General features: G+C 67.0%; 23 protein-coding genes. 10 read left to right on the top strand and 13 right to left on the bottom strand.

Annotated elements, in window-relative coordinates:
• Window positions 1-7: 7 nt before the first annotated feature.
• Window positions 8-1,027 (bottom strand): NAD(P)/FAD-dependent oxidoreductase, encoded by a 1,020-nt coding sequence (locus ACQY68_RS08170; RefSeq protein ID WP_428152540.1) that lies wholly within the window; start codon window positions 1,025-1,027, stop codon window positions 8-10.
• A 38-nt stretch (window positions 1,028-1,065) separates the two neighbouring features.
• A complete protein-coding gene (locus tag ACQY68_RS08165) occupies window positions 1,066-2,925 on the bottom strand; it encodes a phosphoenolpyruvate carboxykinase (GTP) (protein WP_428152539.1) in 1,860 nt (619 codons plus the stop codon).
• A gap of 210 nt (window positions 2,926-3,135) precedes the next feature.
• On the opposite strand from ACQY68_RS08165, the gene ACQY68_RS08160 reads away from it, so the two are divergent.
• Genes ACQY68_RS08160 through ACQY68_RS08150 form a run of 3 tightly spaced genes read left to right on the top strand, consistent with a single transcriptional unit; the run spans window position 3,136 to window position 5,058 of the window.
• Window positions 3,136-3,774 carry a DUF938 domain-containing protein gene (locus ACQY68_RS08160; protein WP_428152538.1) on the top strand — a complete coding sequence of 213 codons (639 nt, stop codon included), beginning with the start codon at window positions 3,136-3,138 and terminating at the stop codon, window positions 3,772-3,774.
• A 14-nt stretch (window positions 3,775-3,788) separates the two neighbouring features.
• Window positions 3,789-4,295: a GlcG/HbpS family heme-binding protein gene (locus ACQY68_RS08155; RefSeq protein ID WP_428152537.1), complete on the top strand. Its 507-nt coding sequence runs from the start codon at window positions 3,789-3,791 to the stop codon at window positions 4,293-4,295.
• 7 nt (window positions 4,296-4,302) lie between these two features.
• Complete coding sequence (locus ACQY68_RS08150; RefSeq protein WP_428152536.1) at window positions 4,303-5,058, top strand: pseudouridine synthase; 756 nt, start codon at window positions 4,303-4,305, stop codon at window positions 5,056-5,058.
• 202 nt (window positions 5,059-5,260) lie between these two features.
• Here ACQY68_RS08150 and ACQY68_RS08145 read toward each other — a convergent pair whose 3' ends face one another.
• From ACQY68_RS08145 to ACQY68_RS08125, 5 genes are all read right to left on the bottom strand, one after another.
• Entirely contained in the window at window positions 5,261-6,673 is a 1,413-nt protein-coding gene (locus ACQY68_RS08145) for a dicarboxylate/amino acid:cation symporter (RefSeq protein WP_428152535.1), read from the bottom strand.
• 86 nt (window positions 6,674-6,759) lie between these two features.
• Window positions 6,760-8,622 (bottom strand): M56 family metallopeptidase, encoded by a 1,863-nt coding sequence (locus ACQY68_RS08140; RefSeq protein ID WP_428152534.1) that lies wholly within the window; start codon window positions 8,620-8,622, stop codon window positions 6,760-6,762.
• The gene (locus ACQY68_RS08135) at window positions 8,619-8,993 is read right to left on the bottom strand and encodes a BlaI/MecI/CopY family transcriptional regulator (RefSeq protein ID WP_428152533.1); all 375 of its coding nucleotides are present in this window, start codon (window positions 8,991-8,993) and stop codon (window positions 8,619-8,621) included. Before ACQY68_RS08135 ends, ACQY68_RS08140 begins: the two co-directional genes overlap by 4 nt.
• Window positions 8,994-9,094: 101 nt before the next feature.
• A complete protein-coding gene (locus ACQY68_RS08130) occupies window positions 9,095-10,087 on the bottom strand; it encodes an aldo/keto reductase (protein WP_428152532.1) in 993 nt (330 codons plus the stop codon).
• A 36-nt stretch (window positions 10,088-10,123) separates the two neighbouring features.
• Window positions 10,124-11,179 (bottom strand): NAD(P)-dependent alcohol dehydrogenase, encoded by a 1,056-nt coding sequence (locus ACQY68_RS08125; RefSeq protein WP_428152531.1) that lies wholly within the window; start codon window positions 11,177-11,179, stop codon window positions 10,124-10,126.
• Between the two features lie 128 nt (window positions 11,180-11,307).
• Here ACQY68_RS08125 and ACQY68_RS08120 point away from each other — a divergent pair, with 128 nt between their 5' ends.
• On the top strand, window positions 11,308-12,204 hold the full coding sequence (locus ACQY68_RS08120; protein ID WP_428152530.1) for a LysR family transcriptional regulator: 897 nt from the start codon (window positions 11,308-11,310) through the stop codon (window positions 12,202-12,204).
• A 6-nt stretch (window positions 12,205-12,210) separates the two neighbouring features.
• Here the strand turns inward: ACQY68_RS08120 and trhA are convergent, their stop codons facing one another.
• From trhA to ACQY68_RS08105, 3 genes are all read right to left on the bottom strand, one after another.
• Complete coding sequence (gene trhA / locus ACQY68_RS08115) at window positions 12,211-12,876, bottom strand: PAQR family membrane homeostasis protein TrhA (protein WP_428152529.1); 666 nt, start codon at window positions 12,874-12,876, stop codon at window positions 12,211-12,213.
• A gap of 225 nt (window positions 12,877-13,101) precedes the next feature.
• Window positions 13,102-14,007, bottom strand: a complete 906-nt coding sequence (locus ACQY68_RS08110; protein WP_428152528.1) for a DUF2306 domain-containing protein — start codon at window positions 14,005-14,007, stop codon at window positions 13,102-13,104.
• Between the two features lie 104 nt (window positions 14,008-14,111).
• Complete coding sequence (locus ACQY68_RS08105) at window positions 14,112-14,576, bottom strand: DUF6640 family protein (protein WP_428152527.1); 465 nt, start codon at window positions 14,574-14,576, stop codon at window positions 14,112-14,114.
• A 72-nt stretch (window positions 14,577-14,648) separates the two neighbouring features.
• Here ACQY68_RS08105 and ACQY68_RS08100 point away from each other — a divergent pair, with 72 nt between their 5' ends.
• A complete protein-coding gene (locus ACQY68_RS08100; protein WP_428152526.1) occupies window positions 14,649-15,590 on the top strand; it encodes a LysR family transcriptional regulator in 942 nt (313 codons plus the stop codon).
• On the opposite strand, the gene ACQY68_RS08095 is transcribed toward ACQY68_RS08100, so the two are convergent.
• The 3 genes from ACQY68_RS08095 to ACQY68_RS08085 are packed head-to-tail and all read right to left on the bottom strand — an operon-like array spanning window position 15,563 to window position 17,217.
• Window positions 15,563-16,339: a sulfite exporter TauE/SafE family protein gene (locus tag ACQY68_RS08095; protein WP_428152525.1), complete on the bottom strand. Its 777-nt coding sequence runs from the start codon at window positions 16,337-16,339 to the stop codon at window positions 15,563-15,565. The two genes, ACQY68_RS08100 and ACQY68_RS08095, sit on opposite strands and share 28 nt — an antisense overlap.
• Before the next feature lie 4 nt (window positions 16,340-16,343).
• A complete protein-coding gene (locus ACQY68_RS08090; RefSeq protein WP_428152524.1) occupies window positions 16,344-16,880 on the bottom strand; it encodes a rhodanese family protein in 537 nt (178 codons plus the stop codon).
• A gap of 4 nt (window positions 16,881-16,884) precedes the next feature.
• The gene (locus ACQY68_RS08085) at window positions 16,885-17,217 is read right to left on the bottom strand and encodes an ArsR/SmtB family transcription factor (RefSeq protein WP_428152523.1); all 333 of its coding nucleotides are present in this window, start codon (window positions 17,215-17,217) and stop codon (window positions 16,885-16,887) included.
• A 69-nt stretch (window positions 17,218-17,286) separates the two neighbouring features.
• Between ACQY68_RS08085 and ACQY68_RS08080 the strand changes: the two genes are divergently transcribed.
• The 5 genes from ACQY68_RS08080 (at window position 17,287) to ACQY68_RS08060 (ending at window position 23,068) form a co-directional block, all read left to right on the top strand.
• Entirely contained in the window at window positions 17,287-18,153 is an 867-nt protein-coding gene (locus ACQY68_RS08080) for an MBL fold metallo-hydrolase (protein WP_428152522.1), read from the top strand.
• Between the two features lie 210 nt (window positions 18,154-18,363).
• Window positions 18,364-20,967, top strand: a complete 2,604-nt coding sequence (locus tag ACQY68_RS08075; protein ID WP_428152521.1) for a TonB-dependent siderophore receptor — start codon at window positions 18,364-18,366, stop codon at window positions 20,965-20,967.
• Window positions 20,968-21,068: 101 nt separating this feature from the next.
• Window positions 21,069-21,872, top strand: a complete 804-nt coding sequence (gene exbB / locus ACQY68_RS08070) for a tonB-system energizer ExbB (RefSeq protein WP_428152520.1) — start codon at window positions 21,069-21,071, stop codon at window positions 21,870-21,872.
• Between the two features lie 6 nt (window positions 21,873-21,878).
• A complete protein-coding gene (gene exbD, locus ACQY68_RS08065; protein WP_428152519.1) occupies window positions 21,879-22,310 on the top strand; it encodes a TonB system transport protein ExbD in 432 nt (143 codons plus the stop codon).
• Window positions 22,307-23,068 (top strand): TonB family protein, encoded by a 762-nt coding sequence (locus tag ACQY68_RS08060; protein ID WP_428152518.1) that lies wholly within the window; start codon window positions 22,307-22,309, stop codon window positions 23,066-23,068. Before exbD ends, ACQY68_RS08060 begins: the two co-directional genes overlap by 4 nt.
• The last annotated feature ends 12 nt before the right edge of the window (window positions 23,069-23,080 follow it).

The following is a 23,080-nucleotide window of genomic DNA, read 5'->3' as shown; positions in this document are numbered from 1 at the left end:
AGACCCTTTAAAATGACTGGGGACCAAACCTCAGCGGGTCGAGGGCGGCCGCATGCGATCCGCGCGGCCGCCCTTCGATTCCGTCCGCCACGACCCGTGCGACCAAGGGCCCCAACAGCCACCCGTTCCGCCTCGGCGCCAGCGCCAGGTGCAGTCCATCCCCGACCGGCCCAGCCAGCGGCAGGCCATCCGGCGTCGCCCCGCGCACGCCCCCGCGCCATTCGACATCCGGTGCGGAAGCTCCTGACAGGCGCGTGGCGACCTCAACCAGCCTCGCCGACGCCGCTGGATCGGGCGCCGTCTCCCGGCTCCCGTGAACCATCGTCGCCCCGATCAGCGACCCAGCCGCCGCCGGCGCCACATAGCCTCCCACGCCGCGCACAACCCGATCGGTCAAGCGCGCACCGGTCCGCCCGATCTGGCCGGCGATCGGCTCGATCGCGTCGATGACGCCCGCGACCACGTCCGGCAGGCCCGGCAATGTGGCGGCGACCCCGGTCGCGACGATCAATTGGCGAGCGTCGATCGGACCCGCCGTAGTCCCGACACGCCAGCCTTCCGGCGTGCGTTTGGCGCTCCGCGCCTCGGCGACGACGAATCTCTCGCCCAGCCCGACCCTCAGCCTCTCGAGGGCGGCTTCCGCGTCGATGCGGATGTCGCTTTCGGCGCGGACGACATCGCCCTCCGCCTTTACCCGGAAGCCCAGACGGCTGAGCGCTCCGGCGACCTCACCCGCATCCGACCCGCGCCACTCGGCGGATGTCCTGTCCAGCAGAAGTCCCGACCGCGCCGCGAAGGCCGGCCAAAGTGCCGATGCGTCCCGCAACAGGGCCGCACGCTCCGCATCGGCGCCGTCCAGCAGGCTCTCGAACGCAGGAGCGATCATCCCGGCCGCGACCGACGAGGCGTTGGGCCCGCCCGGATCGACCACGCGGACGTCATGCCGGCGCGCGGTCAGCTCGGCGGCAACCGACAGGCCCAGCACGCCGGCCCCGATCACCACGATGTCACAGGAGAGATCCGCCACGGCCGGTCCTTCGACCGGCCGGGCGGGGATTTCAAGCCTTACTCAGCGGCCAGTTCCGCCGAACGCAGGTCGCGCGCCGCGTCCAGACGGTCCACCAGCGCATCGTACTGGCGCCACAGGGCGGTGGGCAGGCGGTCGGCGAATTGGGCGTAGAACTCGGGGATCAGGGCGGCTTCCTCGGACCAGACGTCGACGTCGACGTCGAGCAGGGTCGAAAGGGCCTGATCCGACAGCGACAGACCGTCGAGATCCAGGGCGGCGCGGGTGGGCACGCGGCCAACGGCCGTGTCGGTCGCTTCGGCCTTGCCGTCGAGTCGCTCCGAAATCCACTTCAGGACGCGCGCGTTGTCGCCGAAGCCGGGCCAGACGAAGCGGCCGTCCTCGTCCTTGCGGAACCAGTTGACGAAGAAAACGCCCGGCAGTTTCGCCGGATCGGCCTTCTCGCCGAGGGCCAGCCAGTGGGCGAAATAGTCGCCCATGTTGTAGCCGCAGAAGGGCAGCATCGCGAACGGGTCGCGACGCAGGGTCCCGATGGCGTTCTCGGCCGCAGCCGTGCCCTCGGAGGCCACGGTCGAGCCCATGAAGACCCCGTGCTCCCAATCGAAGGCCTCGGTCACCAAGGGCACGGCCGAGGCGCGACGGCCGCCGAACAGGATGGCGTCGATCGGCACGCCCCTGGGGTCCTCCCACTCCGGCGCGATGGTCGGGCACTGGGACGCGGGCGCGGCGAAGCGGGCGTTCGGGTGGGCGGCGGGCTCGCCTGAGGCCGGGTCGTGAGGCTCGCCTTTCCAGTTGGTCATGCCCTCGGGCGCGTCCTTCGTGAGACCTTCCCACCAGACGTCGCCGTCGGCCGTCAGGGCCGTGTTGGTGAAGACGGTGTTGGTCGCCAGCGTCGCCAGGGCGTTCTGGTTGGTGTTGCGGCTCGTGCCGGGCGCCACGCCGAAGAAGCCGGCTTCCGGGTTTACGGCGTAGAGACGCCCATCGTCGCCGAAACGCATCCAGGCGATGTCGTCGCCGATGGTCTCGGCCTTCCAGCCGGGGATCGAAGGCTGCAGCATGGCCAGGTTGGTCTTGCCGCAGGCCGACGGGAAGGCGGCAGCCATGTATTTGGCCTGCCCCTCGGGGTTGGTCAGCTTGAGGATCAGCATGTGCTCGGCCAGCCAGCCCTCATCGCGGGCCATGACCGAGGCGATGCGCAGGGCGTAGCATTTCTTGCCCAGCAGGGCGTTGCCGCCGTAGCCAGAACCGTAGGACCAGATCTCGCGCGTCTCGGGGTAGTGGACGATCCATTTGTCGGCATTGCAGGGCCACGGCACGTCGGCCTCGCCCTCGGCCAGCGGCGCGCCCAGCGTATGCACGGCCGGCACGAAGACGCCGTCCTCGCCGAGCACGTCGAGCGCTGGCTGGCCCATCCGGGTCATGACGCCCATCGACACGGCCACATAGCCGCTGTCGGTGATCTCGACGCCGAGGGCGCTGATCTTCGATCCCAGCGGCCCCATGGAGAAGGGCACGACGTACATGGTCCGTCCCGCCATGCAGCCGTCGAACAGGCCGGCCATGCGTTCGCGCATCTCGACCGGATCGGACCAGTTGTTGGTCGGGCCGGCGTCCTGTTCGTCTCCGGAGCAGATGAAGGTGCGGCTCTCGACGCGGGCGACGTCGCGCGGATCGGACGCTGCGTAATAGCCTCCGGGGCGTTTGGTCTGGTCGAGGGCCTTCAGAGTGCCCTTGTCGATCAGGTCGGCGATGATCGCGGCCTTCTCGGCCTCCGAGCCGTCGCACCAGTGGACGCGGGCAGGCTTGGTCAGGGCGGCGATCTGTTCGACCCATGCGATCAGGCCATGGTGACGGGTCGGCGCCGGGCGAAGGCCCGGTACGGCGGTGCTGGATTCCACGCGAACTCTCCTGATGCAGGCCCGGCTGGTCTGTCGCCGCCGTGGCCTTTTCCGAATGTTACAAGGCCTCACGGGCTGTAACAGCCGCAAAGACACCTACAGCGACGTAACGTCAACCGTTGCAAGATTTCGCCCCGTCCCACCCCGCCCATGCACGCCGATGGGCCGAATCCGGTCGCGCTCGGGGTCCGGCGGCTGTATCCCGGGGCCGTGCAGACGCTCGATTCCGTCCAGACCGCCGCTCCGCAAGGCGCCCTCGCCTCTCCCGCCGTGGCCCGCAACACCGCGCCGATTCTCGAGATTCTGCGCGCCCACCTGCCTGCCCGCGCCCATGTGCTGGAGATCGCGTCGGGTTCCGGCGAGCACGCCATCGCCTTCGCCCGCGCCCTGCCCGCCGCGACCTGGACGCCCAGCGACCCCTCGCCGGAGGCCCGCGCCAGCATCGCCGCCTGGACGGCCGAGGCCGGCCTGCCGAACCTCGCCCCCGCCCTGGCTCTGGACGCCGCCGATCCGGACGGCTGGCCCGAGGTCGATGCGCAGGTCATCTTCTGCGCCAACATGGTCCACATCAGCTCCTGGGCCGCGACCGAGGGGCTGATGGCCGGCGCGGGGCGCGTCGTGCCAGATCCCGGCGGCCTGCTGATTCTCTACGGCCCCTACCGCGAGACCGATGTTCCCCTCGCTCCCTCCAACGCCGCCTTCGACGAAAGCCTGAAGGCCCGCGATCCGGCCTGGAGCCTGCGCGAACTGGACGACGTCGTCGCCGTCGCCAAAGCCCATCGCCTTCATCTGACCCGCCGCGTCGAGATGCCCGCCAACAACCTGATGCTTCTTTTCCGCCGCGCCTGACCGGAGTTCCGACCATGAAAGCCCTGATTCTCGCCCTGGCGCTCGCCGCCGTCGCCCCGGCCGGCCTTGCGCCCGTCGCCATGGCCCAGACCACGTCCGGGATCTCCAAACAGGCCAGCCCGCCGTCCTATGGCGCGCCGATCTCGCTGGCCGCCGCCGAGGCTTTGATCGACCGGGCCATCACGGCGGCGCGTACCGGCGGTCACCGGATGGCCGTCGCCGTCGTCGAACCGAGCGGCGAACTGGTGGCTTTCGCCCGGATGGACGACACCCAGTACGGATCGATCTACGTCGCCCAGAGGAAGGCCTCTACGGCGGCCCGCTATCGCCTCGCGACCTCCACGATGGAGGAGCGGGTCCTGGCGGGTCGCACCGTCAGCCTGGCCAACGACGATTCCCTGCCGATCGCCGGCGGCATTCCGATCATCGTGGACGGCCATATCGTCGGCGCCATCGGCGTGTCGGGCGCCTCGGCCGCCGAGGACGCCGCCGTGGCGACCGCCGCCCTCGCGGCCGACTGAGCACGCATTGGCCTTTTCCCGCACCTATGACGGCGCCGAGCCCAGCCGGATCAACAAATGGCTGGGCCAGTCGGGCGTCTGTTCGCGCCGCGAGGCCGACGCCCTGATCGCCGACGGCCTGGTCTCCATCGACGGACAGGTCGTCACCGACGCCGGTCGCAAGATCGAGGCGGGCCAGACCCTGACCCTGTCCGAGCGCGCGACGACGGCGCTGGCGGCGGGCGTGACCATCGTGATGCACAAGCCGATGGGCTACGTCTCGGGACAGCCCGAACCGGACAAGATCCCGGCGGTGCGGTTGCTGACCGACGCCAACCGCATCGGCGACGGCGTGACGCCTGCGGCCGACGCGTCCCTGCCCCCCATCGGACGGCTCGACGAGGATTCGCGGGGGTTGCTGATGCTGTCTTCTGACGGCGTGGTGGCCAAGGCCGTGATCGGGCCTGAGTCGAAGCTCGACAAGGAATACCTCGTTCGCGTCGCCGGCGACGTCACGGAGAAGAAACTCAACCTGCTGCGGCACGGCATCATGCTGGACGGGCGCCAGCTGAAGTATGCGCGGGTGTCGCGGATGGAGCAGCAGCGACTGAAGTTCATCCTGACCGAGGGCCGCAACCGCCAGATCCGGCGGATGTGCGAGCATGCCGATCTGGATGTGGTGGACTTGCTCCGTGTACGGATCGGGCCGATCCATCTGAACAATCTGCCCGAGGGCGCATGGCGGATGCTGACCGCCGAGGAGCGAGTGGCGCTGGTGGGGTGAGCGGCGCGACTCCAAAATAGACTCTACAGACTCGACAGAGTCGCGCTGCGTTCAGGCTCGTGGGTGCGACGTGTCAAAGACCGTTCTGGTGAAATGGCGATGCTGTCGCGGGGCGCAAGGTCGTGAGAGGAATTATTTCCTTCGATCAGTGCAGCTTCGGTGCATCCCCGCTTTCGCGGGATGCACGGTACGAGAAGCGTGGTCAGTCCGCGTCGGTTTCCCTTGAGCCGATGTTGACGGCCGTCGGCGCACCCGCCAGCGCCGCATCCAGCCGGTCGCGATCCAGCCCGCCTTCCCAGCGCGCCACGACGATGGTCGCGACGGCGTTGCCGATGAAGTTCGTGAGCGCCCGGCACTCGCTCATGAACCGGTCGACGCCGAGGATCAGGGCGATGCCCGCGATCGGCACGGTCGGCACCACGGCCAGGGTCGCGGCCAGGGTGATGAAACCGGCGCCGGTCACGCCCGCCGCACCCTTGGACGACAGCATGGCGACACCCAGAAGCAGGACCTGCTGACCCAGGGTCAGGTCGATGCCGCAGGCCTGGGCGATGAACAGGGCCGCCAGGGTCATGTAAATGTTGGTGCCGTCGAGGTTGAACGAATAGCCCAGCGGCACGACCAGACCGACCACCGGCTTGTCGCACCCGGCCTTCTCCATCTTGTCGATCAGGCTGGGCAGAGCCGCCTCGGACGACGAGGTGCCGAGGACCAGCAGCAACTCCTCCTTCAGGTAGCGGATCAGTTTGAAGATCGAGAAACCGTTGACCCGGGCGACGGCGCCCAGAACCACGACCACGAACAGGGCCGAGGTCAGGTAGAAGGTGGCGACGAGGGCCGCGAGGCTGATCACCGACTCGATGCCGTAGCGGCCGATGGTGAAGGCGAAGGCGCCGAAGGCCCCGATGGGCGCGGCCTTCATCAGGATCGCCACCAGCTTGAAGAAGGCCTCGGACGTGCTTTCCAGCAAGGTCATCACCGGCCGCGCCCGCTCGCCGATGGCGGCCAGAGAGATGCCGAACAGGATGGCGAAGAACAGCACCTGAAGAATGGCGCCGCCCGCGAAGGCCCCCACGACCGTGTCAGGGATGATGTTCATCAGGAAGCCGACGATGGTGCTGTCGTGGGCCGCGGCGCTGTAGCCCTGGACCAGACCCTGATCGAGGGTGGCCGGATCGACGTTCATGCCGGCGCCGGGCCGCACCACATTGGCGACGATCAGGCCGACCACGAGGGCCAGAGTCGAGAAGGTCAGGAAATAGGCGAAGGCCTTGGCGGCGACGGCTCCGACCTTTCCGAGATCCCTCAGGTGGGCGATGCCCAGGGCGACGGTCAGGAAGATCACCGGGGCGATGATCATCTTCACCAGCTTGATGAAGGCGTCGCCGAGGGGTTTCAGACTTTCGCCGAAGCTCGGCCAGAAATGGCCGATCAGGGCGCCGAGACCGATGGCGACCAGCACCTGGAAATAGAGGTGGGTCCAGATCGGCTTCTTCGCGGGCGGGCCGGGCGTCGGTTCGACCGCATCCGGGACGGCGACGCCGGGCGCCGCCTTGATCGCGCGGGGTTTCCGGGGACGCGGGGTCGCAGCGGAGGTCGTCGGAGTGCGGGCCATTCGGGTCTCTTGTCGATTCCCGTGGACCCTAGACGAGGCGGTCCGGCGCGGCCATCAGCGTGGCGTGCGTCGAACCGCCCGTCGGATCATTGATCTTCGGCCCGAGCGGCCAGTTCGTCGGCGTTCCGCTCCATCTCGGCGGCCTGTGCGGGCATCCGGCGACCCGCAGCGATCAGTTCGGCGTCGGTCACCGTGTTGCCGCGGGCGGCGTTCTCGCGGATCTGGCGGGCGCGGTAGACCGGGTCCTCCAGACGGCGGCTCTCCTGCCGCAGCTGTTCGGCGCCGCGACGCATGTTGACGACGCCGGCGCGCATGTTGACCCGAGCGTCGGCGCGGGCCTCGCGGGCCGCCGCCATGGCGTGAGCGCGAGCGCGGTCGGCGGTGGCGCGGCCCTCGGCGGCGTGGGCGAGGCCGATCGCGCGGGCATGCTCGCCGGCGGCGCGAGCCTGGTCGGCGGCGAACCGGGCGGCGCCGGCCTGTTGGCGAGCCCGGTCGGCCTGCATGCGCTCACGGTCCGCCTGGCGACGGGCGATTTCGGCGGTGCGGCGATGCTGATCGGCCTGAAGACGGGCTTCGGTCGCGGCCTGGCGGGCTTCGGCGGCGTCCTGAAGAGCTTCCTCGGCGCGCTCACGTTCCTCCGGGGTCAGATCCTCCCAGTTGCGGCCGTTATAGATGTGGACATGCTGGCGGCCGGAGGCCGAAGGCGCGGGCGGGGCCGGCGGCGCCGGGGGAGCCGGAGGCGCGACCATGCCGACGGGCGCGGGCGGAGCCGGAGGCGCGGGCGGAGCGATCAGGGACGGCGGCGCGGGCGGCGCGGGCGGCTTAGGGGCCGGGAAACCGAAGGCGGCCAGGTTGAAGAAGCCCGTGCGAGTTTCTGCGGTCGGAGCGACGGCGGCGGCGGCGCGGGGCTCGGCAGGGGCGACCTGGGCGATGACGGCGGCCGAAGCGGGGGAAACCGGCGCGAAGACGGCGTGGACGGCTTGAGGCGCGCGGGAATGCAGCTCCAGAGCGGCGATCGGGGTGGCCACGGCGGCCAGGGCGGCGACGGCGGTCAGGATGACGACGGGGCGACGTGCGGGGGACTTGTCGGTCATGAGAGCAGCAATCCTTCGGGTCAAGAAACGGCCGTCGCCCGCCATCGCGGTCGCGGCCAATGTGGGAGTTTGCGGGCCCGAGGCGGCGGCGAGGCCGATCAGGGCGCGGGCGTAGGCGTGACGATCCACCTGTCCGACGGCGACGGCGTCGGCCGCCTCCTCGGAGTGTTCGATCAGGCTGCGGTGCAGCACCCAGACCAAGGGATTGAACCAGAACAGGGCGAGGGTCAGACGCGACAGGACGAGGAACAGCCAGTCGCGACGGCGGATGTGGGCCACCTCGTGGGCCATGACGGCGGCGGCCGTCTGGGGACGCGAGAGAGTGGCCGGGTCGATCAGGACCGCGCCGGGGGGAAGGCCCCAGCTCAGCGGGCTGGTGATCCGGTCGCTGGATTTCAGTTCCGGACGGGCGGTGGGCGCGAACGTGCGCAGGGCCTCGGTCCAGATCTCGGCCTTCACCGGCTTGCCCGCCTCGGTCCAACGCGAGAGGGTCCAGACCCCGAGAGCGAACCGGCCGGCGACGATCAGGGCGCCGACGGTCCAGACGAGCGCAAGCGTCTGTCCCAGCGACGGCAACAACAGGGCGCCGGAGACGGTCACACCCTCCACAGGATGCAGGTCGCCGCTCCACAGGGCCAGCGGCGTGGCGGCCTGAGCGGTCGCGGGCAGCAGGGCGAGGCTCAGCGCCGGGCCGAAGGTCATCAATGTCGGCAGGGCCAACAGGATGCAGACGGTGGCGCGCAGCACATCGACCCGGTCCTCGGCGCGACGGGCGACGGTGGCCGACAGGGCGAGGCCAAGGGCCGCGACGACCGACGACTTGGCCAGAAGGGCGACCAGAAGGGCGGCGCTCACCGGTCCCGCTCCCGCGCGGCGTCGAGCAGCTTTTCCAGCGCCTTGATCTCGGAGGGCTTCAGCGGCTCACCCATGCCCAGAAGGGCCGTGGCGGCACTGGCGGCGGACCCGGCGAAGAAGGTGTCGACCATCCGCTTCAGTGCGCCGGCGGCGACGGTCTCAGTGCGGGGAACGGGCCGATAGTCGAACCCGTCCCCGCCCGCCGCCCGCGACACCAGCCCGCGATCTTCCAGTCGCTTCAGCAGGGTCCGCACGGCGGAATCGCTCAATGTATCGGGCATGGCCGCACGCACGGCGGCGGCGGTCGCGACCTCCAGACGACAGAGGAGTTCGAACACCTCTCGCTCCCGCCTCGGCAGCCCCTCGATCATCGCCCGCACTCCTGTATTGACGCTACATTTGTAGCGCTACATTTGTAGCGGATTGAGGCGGGATTGGGGCGGCGAAGATGAAGCTTTGGACAGGCGTCAGGTCAGCGGTTGATCATGGCTTGGGCGGCCGGGGTGTAGCGCTCCCCGGTCAGGGGGATATCGCCCAGCCGGTCCTCGATGGCCTGAAGGTCGGCCGCCGTCAGCTCGACCTCGGCGCCGCCAAGATTCTCCTCCAGCCGATGCAGTTTGGTCGTGCCGGGGATGGGCACGATCCAGGGCTTGCGCGCCAGCAACCAGGCCAGAGCGATCTGGGCGGGCGTCGCGCCCTTGTCGGCGGCGATGAGCTTGAGCTGTTCGACCAAGGCGAAGTTGGCGTTCAGGTTGTCGGCGTCGAACCGGGGCACGCTGGCGCGGAAGTCATCGGCGCCGAAGGTCGTCTGAGGCGTGATCGCCCCGGTCAGATAGCCTTTGCCCAAGGGGCTGAACGGCACGAAGCCGATTCCGAGTTCTTCCAGCAGGGGCAGAATTTCCGCCTCCGGCTCGCGCCAGAACAGGGAGTATTCGCTCTGCAGGGCCGCCACCGGCTGCACCGCATGGGCGCGACGGATGGCGTCGACGCCGGCCTCCGACAGGCCGAAATGCTTGACCTTGCCCTCTGCGATCAGGTCGCGGACCGTCCCGGCCACATCCTCCATGGGCACGGAGGGATCGACGCGGTGCTGGTAGAACAGGTCGATGCGGTCGGTGCGCAGCCGCTTCAGCGAAGCTTCCGCCACCTGACGGATGCGCTCGGGCCGGCTGTTCAGCCCGCCTCGACGCTCACCGTCGTCGCCGATATCGAAACCGAATTTGGTGGCGATCCGGACCTGGTCGCGCACGGGTTCCAGCGCCTCGCCGACAATGAGCTCATTGGCCCAGGGACCGTAGACCTCGGCGGTATCGAAGAAGGTCACGCCCTTGTCCACGGCGGCGCGGATCAGGCTGACGCCGGTCTTCGTGTCCGTCGCCGGGCCATAGCCGAAGCTCAGTCCCATACAGCCGAGACCAATGGCGGAGACCTCCAGACCGGAGGCTCCGAGAATACGGGTTTTCATGATGTCAGTCCTTGGGGAAAAAGGCGTCGTCGAAGATCAGGCCGCAGGCGCGTCCAGCGAGGCCATGTCGATGACGAAGCGGTAGCGGACGTCGGACTTCTCCATCCGGTCGAAGGCGTGGTTGATCTCGTCCATGCGGATCATCTCGACGTCGGGATGGATGTTCTTCTCGGCGCAGAAGTCGAGCATCTCCTGGGTCTCGCGGATGCCGCCGATCGGCGAGCCGGAGACGCGGCGACGGGCCATCAGCAGAGGCAGGGTCGACATCTCGTCCATCGGGCCCAGCTGACCGACGATGACCAGGGTCCCGTCGATGTCGAGCAGCGGCATATAGGGGTTGAGGTCGTGCTTCACCGGCACGGTGTCGATGATCAGGTCGAGGCTGTTGGCCGCCGCCTTCATCGCCGCCTTGTCGGACGAAACCAGCAGTTCGTGCGCGCCGAGCTCCTTCGCATCGGCCTCCTTGTCGGCGGTGCGGCTCAGCACCGTGACGTGAGCGCCGAGACCGGCGGCCAGCTTGACCGCCATGTGGCCGAGGCCGCCCAGGCCGATGACGCCGACGCGGCTGCCGGCCTTGACCCCCCAGGTCTTCAGCGGCGACCAGGTCGTGATGCCGGCGCAAAGCAGAGGCGCAGCCTTGGTGATGTCCAGCGCGTCCGGCACCGACAGGACGAACTCCTCACGCACCACCAGATGTTTGGAATAGCCGCCGTAGGTCGGCTCGCCCGTGATCCGGTCCTTGCCGTTGTAGGTCTGGGTGTTGCCGTGGCGGCAGAGCTGCTCCTCGCCCTTGTCGCACTGGTCGCAGTGCTGGCAGCTGTCGACCATGCAGCCGACGCCGACGCGGTCGCCTTCCTTGAACTTCTTCACGTCGGAGCCGACGGCGGTGACGACGCCGATGATCTCGTGGCCCGGCACCACCGGATAGGACGACCAGCCCCAGTCGTTGCGCGCCTGGTGCAGGTCGGAGTGGCAGACGCCGCTGTAAAGGATCTCCATGGCCACATCGTTGGCGCGCAGTTCGCGACGATCGAACTCCCATGGCGCCAGCGGGGTCGTGGTGGACTGGGCGGCGTATCCGATGGTCTTCATGGGGCGATCCTTCACGGCTGGCGCGGCGAAGGCCTGAAGCCCTCACCGTCGATGACGGCAAGATAGGCCGCGACCGGCCGCCCGATTACCCGCTATGATCGGCATGATCCTATGAATGGAGATCATGAATGAAGCGGGACGAGCTCGGCGACCTCGCCGCCTTCCTGGCCGTGGCCGAGGAGCGCAGCTTTACACGCGCGGCGGCGCGACTGGGCCTGTCGCAGTCGGCGCTGAGCCACACGATCCGGCGGCTGGAGGCGCGACTGGGGCTGCGCCTTCTGATCCGCACGACCCGCAGCGTGACCCCGACCGAGGCCGGAGAACGTCTGAGCGAGGCCCTGCGTCCCGCCTTCGACGGCATCGATGCGCGGATCGAGGCGCTGAGCGCCCTTCGCGACCGGCCCTCGGGAACCATCCGCATCACATCAGGCGAACACGCGGCCCAGACGGTGCTGTGGCCGGTGCTGGAGCGGTTCCTGCCCCTCTATCCCGACGTCCGGGTCGAGATCGCCACCGACTACCGGATGATCGATCTGGCCGAAGGGCGGTTCGACGCCGGTGTGCGACTCGGCGAGCATCTGGCCGAGGACATGATCGCCGTGCCGATCGGACCGGACATGCGGATGGTCGTCGTGGGGTCGCCCGCCTATTTTGCCGCACGACCGGTCCCACAGACGCCGCACGACCTTACGGCTCACGCCTGCATCAACCTGCGTCTGCCGACGCGCGGCGGCCTCTATGTCTGGGAGTTCGAGAAGGACGGACGGCCGCTGAACGTCCGCGTCGACGGCCCCCTGATCGTCAACGACATGGACCTGGTGGTCTCGGCGGCGCTGTCGGGGCTGGGCCTGTCCATCGTGATGGACGACCAGATCACGGAGGCGGTCGCGGACGGGCGACTGGTCCGCGTGCTGGAAGACTGGTCCCCGCCCTTCCCTGGCTATCACCTCTACTACCCCAGCCGCCGCCAGCCGACGCCGGCCTTCACGGCGCTGGTCGATGCGCTGAGGTATCGAAGGCCCTAGGGCGGCCTAGTGGTTGGCGGTCAGGACCACGCCGACGAGCACGGCCGCCCAGTGCACGCTGGCGGCGGCCACGACATGGCCGTGCCAGATGGCCCGGAACCACTTGAGCTTCTTGCGCACGTAGAAGACCGCGCCGGTCATGTAGAGAGCGCCGCCGATGGCCAGCAGCATCAGGGCGATCCAGGAGCCGTGGGCCACCATCGGCTGGAAGGCGATGACCACCAGCCAGCCGAGCGCCATGTAGATCGCGACCCACAGGCCCTTGCCGATGCCCGGCAGAAACAGCTTGCCCACGGCGCCCAGCAAGGCCAGGCCCCAGACCGTGCCGGTCATCGCCCAGGCCCAGGCCCCGGTCAGGTTGTGGGTCGTGAAGGGGGTATAGGAGCCCGCGATCATCAGGAAGATGCCGGCGTGATCCAGCCGACGCAGCAGCGGCCGCCACTGCGGCTTGGCGAAGTTATAGGCCGTCGAGAACCCCAGCATGGCCAGCATGCCGAGCGCATAGACCCCGACCGCGACGACCAGTCCCAGATCGCCCCGCGCCACCGACAGACCCAGCAGCACTCCGCCGCCGAACAGTGCGAAGGCCAGCCCGGTCAGATGCACGACCAGATCGGCGCACTTCGCGCGTGGCGTCGGATAGTGTCTGGGCGGCAGGGGCGTCGTTGTCATAGCTCAGCCTGGAAGAAGGCGTTCACTGTCGCCCCTCCTCAGATCATGCGCAAACGAAATGGGCGAAATGGGGCGGCGTCATCGGCGGGGTGAGCGCGGACTTTCTACGCCCGGACGACGGGTCGACGCAGACCTGGCCCAGGTCACCGCGCAGTCGAGCCAACAGCGCGTCGATCCCGAAAGGCCCTCGACCTTGGTCGCCGGAGCCGATCCAACGCCTCGCCCTCAGATATTCGGGAGCCAGAACACCATAGCCGCCATGCCGATCCCCGCCGCCATGGGCAGGGTGAGCACCGCCATCAACGCGGCCATCGCCCACTTCGGCGCGGCCGACCGCTGGCGCCGGACCGCGAAATAGAGCTCGAGGACGAGCAACGGGAAGAGGTAGCAGGCGAACTTGAGGAATGTGCCGACCGGTCCTTCGAGCCGCTCCCCCAGACCTTCGGTTCCGATCGTCAGGATCCACATCATGACGCCGACCCTGAGGAACCAGACGCCGCTCATCGCGAGGAACAACCGCAGGGCCCAACGCCGATGAACGTCGATCCGTCGCGCCATGGCGTTCCTGACCGTCATCCAGGCGAATCCCATGATCAGCAGCGCGTTCAACGTGAGAGGCGACGATCCCAGGAGTGTATCGTCCGCCTCGCGACGCCCCCAGATCAGGTAAAGGCCGCCGAGGCCGATGATGAAACCCAGGACGACATAAGCTCGCCCGGTCCAGCGATGCAGTCCGGGCATTCGCTCCCGCAGGGCCGGGATCAGTTGAAGCGGACCAGCGGTCGTGACGACGAACGCCAGCGCGACGTGGGCCGCCATGGCGAACAGGCCGACCGTATCGCCGGCGACCACCCGGCCGGGAACAACCTCGTTCCAGGCCTGAAGGTCTCCTCGCAAGGACGTGCCCCCGTAGAACAGCGCGATGTAGATCGCGAAGAACGCCTGCCCCGTCACCGCGACGACAAACCAGAAGATCGTAGACGCCGTCAGCACGCCGTCGGCTCCTGGCGCACCGCGCCGGCCAGCGTCCGGCCGCGTCGCAATGAAGGGGCTTTCTCCCGGGGTCTGATCTTGTCTGTCGATCACGCTCGTACTCGGTCTGGCTTGCCGATCGCGCCGCCAGCTCCGCATGGACCATCCGTGCGGCCCGGCTGCGACCCTGGTCGCGGTGGGCGGACCCAAGCTCTAGCGTTTCACGACGCCGATGAGACCGTCCGGGAACGGAATACAGTCATTCATAGATGGATAGGTCGACGCCGCTTGGGGCAGACCGCTATCAGCAGGGCGGTCGCCAGCGTCAGCATGATCAGCATGGGCGCACTCAGTCCGAACAGCTGATGACCGTCGCCTCCCGGGCGCGAGATGGCCCCGCCGTACAGACCTTCGAGGGCCGAGGCGAGGATCAGAGATCCTGCGATGGTCAGGCTCAGACCTGCGGCCAGTCGTTCTCGTCCACGCGCAACGGCCAGCCAGAGCGCCAGAACCGCCAGCCCGGCATTGGTCAAAAGCTGCCAGGCCTCATGAAAGCGGGCATGGGCGGGCCAGTCCGGGCTTAGCAGATGGGTCTCATTCATCTCCAGCATCGGAATCAACACCACGAAGACGATCGCTGACAGCGTGACGATCCCGGAACGCCAGCCCGACCTGGCGCGCGTCGCGTCGTTCGCAGTCGGGCGGAATTTATAGGAGAAGATCGACATGGCTACGGCTCCCTGCCGTGACGATGCCTTCGCCCCGCTTGCTTTCACCAGCACCACGCGTGAAGCAGACCTATGCAAGAACGTATCGACTGGCGGTCCCTTCGCTTCGACTGGAACCATGCGAGAGCCTTCCTCGCAACGGCCGATCTCGGCTCCCTGTCGCGTGCCGCCGCGGCGCTGGAACTCAGTCAGCCCACGCTGAGCCGGCAGGTCGAGGCCCTGCAACAGACCCTCGGCGTCGTATTGTTCGAGCGCGCCGGGCGAGGCCTTGTCCTGACTCACGCCGGTCTGGAACTGCTGGATCATGTCCGCGGCATGGGCGAGGCCGCCTCGCGCACCAGCCTGGCGGCCGACGGTCGCACCCAGACCCTCCAGGGGTCGGTGGCTGTCGCCGCAAGCGATGTCTACGCCACGACCCTGTTGCCCGATGTCGTGGCCGAAATCACCAGACGGCATCCGGCCCTCACGATCGAGATCGTCGTCGCCAATGACCGCACCGACCTGAGGCGGCGCGAAGCCGACATCGCCATCCGCAGCTATCCGACCGAGCATCCCGATCTGATCGTGAAGCGGCTAGCGTCCGACGAGGGTGGCTTCTTCGCATCGCTGGACTGGCTTTCACGCCACCCGACGCCAGTCAGGCCTGCAGATATGGAGGGCGTCGACATGATCGGCTACCCGGGCCAGAACTGGCTCCTGAAGGGTCTGCGCGAGCTGGGCTTTCCGATCTCCGAGCAGCAAATGCGGATCGTGTCCGACTCTCATCTGGCGCAATGGGCTCTGGTCAGGGCCGGAGCGGGCGTGGGAATAATGACCCTGCGCGTCGGAGACGCCGATCCGACCATGCGGCGACTGCTGCCGGACCTCCCGCCTCTCGCCTTCCCTGTCTGGTTGGTGACCCACCGGGATCTTCGCACGAGTCTGAAAGTCCGAACCGTGTTCGACATGCTCGCCGTCGGTCTGGCCTCGGCATGGCCGGTCCAGGCTCAGGTTACAGCCCGCAAGGCGACATAGGCCGCGACGCAGAGGATCAGGCCCGCAAAGAGCCTGCGCCCGAGCATGGCGTTCGTTCCAAGTCGCCGGGCGACAGGCAGGCCCCCGATCGTGCCCACCACGCCGCCCAAGGCCATTCCCGCGACCAGACCCGGATCGACCCACCCCGACAGGGCATAGTTGCCCGCCGTCGTGGCGCCGAACGCCGCCACGCTAAGCAAGGATGTCGCTTGGGCGGTGGCCAGGCTCATGCCCGTGGACGCCATCAGACCCGGTACGATCAGAAAGCCCCCGCCGATGCCGAAGAAGCCCGCGGCCGATCCGACGCTCGCGCCCGCCAGACCGACGCGCGGGGACATGGCCCAGTTCAGTCTCGGCTCGGCGCGGGCAAGGACGACCTTGGGACGCAGCATCGACAGACCCACCGCCGCCATGGCGAAGGCGAAGATCAGCAGAAGCTGATGCCCGTCGATCCTCTTGGCGAGCGATGAGCCGATCCAGGCGCCCGTCGCTCCGGTCACGGCGAACAAGGTCGCACACGGCCAACGGACCCGCCCTGCGCTTGCGTGCCCGGCCAGCGCCGTCAGGGCGTTCAGGGAGACCCCCGCGGCCGAGACGCCGATGGCCACGTGTGGATCATCGACGCCCACGACGTAGAGCAGGAGCGGAACCGCCAGGACCGACCCACCGCCGCCGAACAGCGTCAGCAGAAGCGCCACGACGCCTCCGCTCAACGTCGCCAGAAGCAGTGAAACCAGATCCGTGGTCATGGCCTCATCCGGCCTTCAATGTGGTCCTGTTCCAGGGCATCGCGCCGAGAACCTTCGCCATGCCGCAAAATCCCGTAGCCCCCGCGAAGAACAGCCCCGCGCCGACGAAGGCCGAGAGACCCCAGAATGCGGGATGGATGAGCAGACCGAGGGCCGCACCGATCAGGATCAGGCCTCCGGCGGTCATCTGCACCTGACGCATCAGTTCGATGGGCTTCGACGCATCGGCTTTGATCGCCAACCCTTGCGCCTTCCACGCGTCGAGCCCCCCTTCTAGGACGAAGGCCGGGTTCGACACGCGAGCGGCCAGACGATCGCAGTGGACGCCGGTCCGGTTGCCCGTCCGACAGGTGTAGATCACGTCGCAATCATCCGGGACCGTCAGCGCGACCCTATCGAAGCTCGACAACGGCGCATGGATGGCGCCCGGCACATGTTCCCGGGGGAACTCGTCGGGCTCGCGAATGTCGATCAGGACCGCGGACCTGGCCTTCAGGCGGGCCGCGACATCGGCAGGCTTCAGGGCGGTCAGGATCGGCATCGGTTCACACCTTTTCGAAGGACAGGGGAGGACAATAGATTTCGGCCAGGACGGCGATGACCTTGAGGACCGCCGGCTCGGCGATGCGATAGAAGATCGTGGTGCCGTCACGCCGGGTCGACACCAGCCGCTCGTCCCGCAGCTTCGCGAGATGCTGGGACAGGGCCGACTGGGAAAGCCCGACCAGAGGCAGCATCTGGCCGACCGCCATCTCCCGGTCCCCGAGCTGGCACAGGATCATCAGCCGCTTCTCGTTGGACAGGGCGCGAAGCAGACCCGCCGCCTCGCCGGCGCTGGCCTGAAAGCGTTCGAGTCCGATGGCGTCGAGGTCGATCATGATGTCGATATATTCTCATTTGCTAAATAAGCAATATCTAATGTATTGAGACCCTGAAGGGAGCCTCGTATGGTCCAGCATCCTGACGTCCGGGGGTTTTTCGACCCCGTAACCCACACCGTGACCTATCTGGTCAGCGACCCGACGACAGGCATCGCCGCCATCATCGATCCGGTCCTCGATTACGATCCCGGTACGGCGCGGACATCGACCCGCTCGGTCGATGCGGTCACGACCGCGCTCAAGGCGAAGGGGCTCACTCTGGGCCTGGTTCTGGAGACGCACGCCCACGCCGATCACCTGACCGCCGCAGATCATCTGAGGGTCGAACAGGGGGTGGCGATCGGCATCGGCGACCAGATCACCAAGGTGCAATCGACCTTTGCGCCCCTTTTCAATGCGGGCGACGTGACCCCGGATGGAACGGCCTTCGATCACCTCTACGGCGATGGTGACGTCTTCATCCTGGGATCGCTGACGGTCGAGGTGATCCATACGCCGGGCCACACGCCCGCCTGCGTGAGCTATCGCATCGGAGATGCGGTGTTCACGGGCGATACCCTGTTCATGCCCGACTTTGGGACGGCGCGGACCGACTTTCCCGGCGGCGACGCACGGACCCTCTATCGGTCAATACAGAGACTGTTCGATCTTCCGGGCGAAACCCGGATGTTCGTCGGCCACGACTATCTGCCGAAGGGGCGTGGCGACTATCGGTTCGAGACGACCGTCGCCGAGCAAAGACACGCCAACATCCATGTCCGACGCGGCGTGACGGAGGACGCCTTCGTGACGATGCGCGAGGCCCGGGATACGACGCTTGATACGCCCGCGTTGATCCTGCCTGCGATGCAGGTGAACATCCGGGCCGGAGGCTTGCCGCCTCCCGACGTAGACGGTCGGCGCTATCTCAGACTGCCGCTGAATACGCTGTAGTTCGGCGCCGACGTTCTGGCCCTGTGCAAGTCCGTGGCTGTTCGACGGCAGCGACCGATCGCCAAACAAGCTGCAAGTCGTGGTCACTACGGAAAAGTGACAATCCCGTTGCGGTCACGGAGGTCCACCGTCGTTTCCTTATCGAGGGCTTGGGGATAGGCCCAGCACACAAGGGGGTTTCGGATGTCACGCAAGAAGAATGCACTGTTCATGCGCGGTGCAATGATGGCGCTGGCTGTGGCCGCGTCGTCGGTCGCGGTCACGTCGGCAAGCGCACAGAGCGCCGGCGGAGATCGGGAGATTTCCGTCTCGATCACGTCCCGGAGCCTGTCCGATGCGCTGCGCCAGCTGGCCGAAGTCTCGGGTCTGCAACTGGTCTATGACACCCGCATCACGGACGGAAAGACGGCTCCGGCCGTGTCCGGAACGATGACGACGCGCGCCGCCCTGGCCTCCGTGCTGGCCGGATCGGGGCTCAGCTTCCAGTTCTCGGGCGATCGCACGGCGATCATCACCGGGACCACAGCCGCAGGTACGGCCGCGGGGCCCGACGACGGCGTGAGGGAGGTCGGGATCGTCAATGTGGAAGGCGTCGCCGGCCTGATGCCTTTCGGAGACGTGGCCTCCCCGATCAACGGAGTGAACGGCTCGCGTGACGTACAGGCCACCGAAGGCACGGGCAGCTACACCACCGGCGCGGTCGCGATCGCCTCGAAAATCCCCCAGACCCTGAGAGAGACCGCGGCCTCGGTCAGCGTGATCACCTCCCAACAGATTCAGGATCAGGGCCTGATCACAGCGAGGGACATTCTGGAAAAGATCACCGGCGTGACGGTCACGACCGCCGGCAACTCGGAGGAGTTCCAGTTCTTTTCCAGAGGGTTCGCGATCGAAACCTACACCGTCGACGGTGGAGCGCCCCTGCTGACCGGGATCAACAACCGGCCCATCCTTGATATGTCCCAGTATGACAGCATCCAGCTGGTGCGCGGCGCAGAGGGCCTGTTCGGCGGCTACGGGGATCCAGGCGGCACCATCAACCTGATCCGCAAGAAGCCTTTGGACCACAACCAGATCACCTACGACCAGGCGATCGGATCCTGGAACAACTTCCGCGAACAGTTCGACATCACCGGCCCCCTGACCGACGACGGCAGGCTGCGGGGGCGTTTCGTCGCGGCCCGTACGGACCGGGACTATTTCTACGACGTGGCGGAAGGGCACAAGACGTCCGTCTATGGCGTCGTCGACTACGATCTGACCCCCGAGACGCTGCTGACCGTCGGCGCCAACTACATCCGTGAACGGAACATCCCGAACAACGGCGGGCTGCCGCGTTATCAGGACGGCACGGCGATCGACTTCCCGAGATCGACCTGTTTTTGCGTGCCGTTCTCGTACGACGATGTCGATCGCACGGAAGTCTTCGCCACCGTGGACCATAGCTTCAGCGAGAACTGGTCGTCACGGCTGAACATCAACTATGGCGATCAGGACACAGAGGCCCTGTACTACACCAGCGGCGCAGCCATATTCCCGTCGTCCACGGCCCCCTCGGGTAGCCTTTCGGGATATTTCACCCGAAACCCGGTTCGACAACTGGCCGTCGATTTCTCGACTTCCGGCAAGTTCAACCTCTTCGGTCGGGAACAGGGGATTGTGGTCGGGGCCAGTTCGCAGGCCATCAACTCTGACGGAGGCGAAACGCTCTTCTACCCGAGCCGCTCGATCCCCAACATCTTCGCCTTCGACCCCGGCTCCTACACTGAACCGCCGAGGCCGGGTGGCGAGCCTGAATACGCCTCGGTCAAGGGCAGACGTAATATCTACTCCGCCTATGCGAACCTGAACCTCGAGTTGATCGACAATCTGAACGCTACGGTCGGACTGAGGTGGAACTCCTTCCTCGACAACGTCACGTCCAGGGAAGATTCCGACTTCGATCCGAGCACGCCGAACACCATCGTCACCCGCGGCAAGATCAGGGAACGCAGCTTCCAGGATCCGACGATCGGCCTGACCTATGACTTCCTGAGCAACTTCACCGCCTATGCGACCTATCAGTCGATCTACAGGCCTCAGACGCAGGACAATGCGCGAGCGTCCCTGCCTGACGAACCCCTGCCGCCCATCACCGGCTTCAACCAGGAAGCCGGGCTGAAGTGGGAGAGCCCAAGCGGGAGACTGAACGCTTCGCTGGCTGCCTACAGCACCGAACAGAACGGCTTCGTCACCGCAAACTGCAGCTACCCGCCGCCCGACTATAATCAGGTCTGTGTCGGCACCAGCCCCATCGTCAGAGACTACACCAGCGAAGGCGTCGACGTAGAGGTGGCGGGCGAAGTCATCCCCGGTCTGCAGGTTTCACTGGGGTACACCTATAACGACAACCGCCTGGTCGAAAACGGCGGTCAAACCGACCGGCGCAAGAGCAGCTACACGCCCCGCAATCTGTTCAAGAGCTGGGTCAGCTACCGGCCTCAGGAAGGCCGGTTCGACCGATTCATCTTCGGTGGCGGTGTACAGTGGCAATCGAGCGCCTTCTTCCGGGGCTTTGTCTGCACACTCGATAGCGCCCAGGCGGCTTGCGACTATTCCAGGCCGTTTGTCCCGCTTGAATATACCACGGACGCCTACGCGACCTACTCCGCGCGCATTGGATACAGGCTGACGGATCGCGTCGAGATTGGCCTGAACGGCGAAAACCTGAGTGACGTGAATACTTACGATACCAACCCCAACCAAAATACATACGGCTATAATTACTACATAGAGCCGAGAAGCTTCATGGTCTCCCTGCGCGCCAGGTGGTGATCGCAACCGGTCGCCGTCTGGAACGGGTTCGCGCTCCGGACGGCGACCTCCATTTCCAAACTCCGCCCCATAATCAAATCTCGAGAAGAGTTGTTTCGTCGATGAAGCGTCACAAGATTTCCAGCGCCCTGCAGCTTGCCCCGGCGGCGGCGTTGACAGCCTCGTCGGCGTCAGCGGCGCCGGCCATGCCCAGGATCGACTTTGTCGATCCGATGGGGTCCGCCTTCACGCAGGGGCATGATCTTTCCCCCGTGGGAATGTTCATGGCGGCCGACGTGGTCGTTCAGGCGGTCATCATCAGTCTGCTTGTCGCTTCGGTCATCACCTGGACGATCGGATTGATGAAATGGGCGGAGCTGAAGGGGCAGCGTCGTCGGCTGCAGGCGGCGATGCGCAAACTCATCGCTGCGCCGGACATCGCCTCGATCGGGGATACGGGTTTTGGCCCGGTGTCGGACATGATCGTCAGTGCCGAAGACGAGATCGCGGCGTCCGGGCGTAGCGGCGTTTCGACTCCGGGCGAGGGCGTGAAGGACCGTATTGCGCTCCGGCTTGATCGGCTCCATGCCGCCGTCCGTCGCCATGCCGGGCGCGGAGTCGGCATCCTGGCCATCGTGGGGTCCAGCGCGCCCTTCGTCGGCCTGTTCGGCACGGTCTGGGGCATCATGAACGCCTTCATCGGCATCGCCCAGTCACAGACGACCAATCTGGCCGTCGTCGCCCCGGGCATCGCCGAGGCCCTGCTGACCACGGCGATCGGACTGGTCGCGGCCATCCCTGCGGGCATCATGTACAATGTCTTTGCGCGGGCTCTGGCGACCTATGTCGGCGAAGTCGGAGACGCCAGCGCCGCCGTGCTCTGTCTCGCCGCGCGCGAGATCGACCGCACGCAGGACAAGGGCTGATCGACGATGGCCTTCCATATCCATCACGACAACGAGGGTGATGATTTTCCCGTTTCGGCGGAGATCAATGTCACGCCGTTCATCGACATCATGCTCGTCCTGCTGATCATCTTCATGGTGGCGGCCCCGCTGGCGACGGTCGACGTTCCGCTGGATCTTCCGGTCTCCAGCGCGGAGGCCCAGCCCGCTCCCGCCGAGCCGATCGTGATGTCGATCCAGCCGGACCGCAGCTGGTATATCGGCGACCGGGCCATCGATCGCGCGGCGCTGGGGGCGGCGATCGATGCACGCTCCGACGGGAATCACGATGCCCGCATTTTCGTTCGCGCGGACAAGACCATTCCCTATGAGGCCCTGATGGAAGCGATGGATGCCTTGCGCGCGCAGGGTTATCTGAAGATCTCGCTGGTCGGCCTCGACGGTGGCGACGCGACGTGATCCTCAGTCCGGACATTTCGGATCGGCCAATCTGGGGCCGATCCCTGGCGATCGTCGGGGGCGCCCATCTGCTGGCGATCGGTCTGCTGTTCGTGCGGATCTCGCCGACGCTGGATCTGAGCAACGAGATGCCTGCCATCGCGGTCGAGATGGCGTCTCCAGCGGCCATTCCGGCACCCATGCTCGATGTGCCGACGCCGCAGCAGGTCGAGGCCCCCGAGCAGACGCCGCCCAAACCCCGCGAGCCCAAGGAACTGCCCTTTGACCCGCCGCCCGAGATTCGCCAGGCGAACCTCAATCCGGTGGTCGTCTTGCCGTTGAGGACCGAGGAGCGACCGCGTCCGGAGGACTCGACCCCACTGCCGCCGGCACCGGCCACAACCCAGGCCGCCGCACCGGACCTAAGACCCGCCGAACGAAACACCGCTCCCCTGACCGGCGGGGCCTCCGCCGGCCGGGCGACGGCATCAGACGTCTGGGACGCACGCGTCCGTGCCCGGATCGAGTTGACGAAACGCTATCCCGGCCAGGCAGCGCGCCAGGATCAGGAGGACAATGTCAGCGTCCTGATGACGCTGGACCGAAACGGGCGGTTGCTGGATGCGAGAATACGCAACAGCCGGGGCTTCGCCCTGCTGGATGAGGCCGCGCTGGATGCCGTTCGCCGCGCCGCGCCCTTCCCTGCACCGCCCGAAGACATCACCGGCGAGCGGATTCGGCTCTCGGTCATCGTTCGCTTCTACAAGCGGGGTCGATAGCCATCGATGTTC

The sequence above is a fragment of the Brevundimonas sp. genome (assembly GCF_965278935.1).
Classification (GTDB): Bacteria; Pseudomonadota; Alphaproteobacteria; order Caulobacterales; family Caulobacteraceae; genus Brevundimonas.
Note: the sequence above shows the minus strand (reverse complement) of the source record. Positions and strands in the feature narration are given on the sequence as shown.

Bases quoted from the DNA above. Each gene is read 5' to 3' on its own strand.
- ACQY68_RS08100 (WP_428152526.1), top strand. From the start codon at position 14,649: ATGCAAGAACGTATCGACTGGCGGTCCCTTCGCTTCGACTGGAACCAT.
- ACQY68_RS08075 (WP_428152521.1), top strand. From the start codon at position 18,364: ATGCGCGGTGCAATGATGGCGCTGGCTGTGGCCGCGTCGTCGGTCGCG.
- ACQY68_RS08125 (WP_428152531.1), bottom strand. From the start codon at position 11,179: ATGAAGACCATCGGATACGCCGCCCAGTCCACCACGACCCCGCTGGCG.
- ACQY68_RS08090 (WP_428152524.1), bottom strand. From the start codon at position 16,880: ATGCCGATCCTGACCGCCCTGAAGCCTGCCGATGTCGCGGCCCGCCTG.
- ACQY68_RS08080 (WP_428152522.1), top strand. From the start codon at position 17,287: ATGGTCCAGCATCCTGACGTCCGGGGGTTTTTCGACCCCGTAACCCAC.
- exbB (WP_428152520.1), top strand. From the start codon at position 21,069: ATGAAGCGTCACAAGATTTCCAGCGCCCTGCAGCTTGCCCCGGCGGCG.
- ACQY68_RS08155 (WP_428152537.1), top strand. From the start codon at position 3,789: ATGAAAGCCCTGATTCTCGCCCTGGCGCTCGCCGCCGTCGCCCCGGCC.
- ACQY68_RS08085 (WP_428152523.1), bottom strand. From the start codon at position 17,217: ATGATCGACCTCGACGCCATCGGACTCGAACGCTTTCAGGCCAGCGCC.
- ACQY68_RS08105 (WP_428152527.1), bottom strand. From the start codon at position 14,576: ATGTCGATCTTCTCCTATAAATTCCGCCCGACTGCGAACGACGCGACG.
- ACQY68_RS08095 (WP_428152525.1), bottom strand. From the start codon at position 16,339: ATGACCACGGATCTGGTTTCACTGCTTCTGGCGACGTTGAGCGGAGGC.
- ACQY68_RS08120 (WP_428152530.1), top strand. From the start codon at position 11,308: ATGAAGCGGGACGAGCTCGGCGACCTCGCCGCCTTCCTGGCCGTGGCC.
- ACQY68_RS08145 (WP_428152535.1), bottom strand. From the start codon at position 6,673: ATGGCCCGCACTCCGACGACCTCCGCTGCGACCCCGCGTCCCCGGAAA.
- trhA (WP_428152529.1), bottom strand. From the start codon at position 12,876: ATGACAACGACGCCCCTGCCGCCCAGACACTATCCGACGCCACGCGCG.
- exbD (WP_428152519.1), top strand. From the start codon at position 21,879: ATGGCCTTCCATATCCATCACGACAACGAGGGTGATGATTTTCCCGTT.
- ACQY68_RS08110 (WP_428152528.1), bottom strand. From the start codon at position 14,007: ATGCGGAGCTGGCGGCGCGATCGGCAAGCCAGACCGAGTACGAGCGTG.
- ACQY68_RS08130 (WP_428152532.1), bottom strand. From the start codon at position 10,087: ATGAAAACCCGTATTCTCGGAGCCTCCGGTCTGGAGGTCTCCGCCATT.
- ACQY68_RS08135 (WP_428152533.1), bottom strand. From the start codon at position 8,993: ATGATCGAGGGGCTGCCGAGGCGGGAGCGAGAGGTGTTCGAACTCCTC.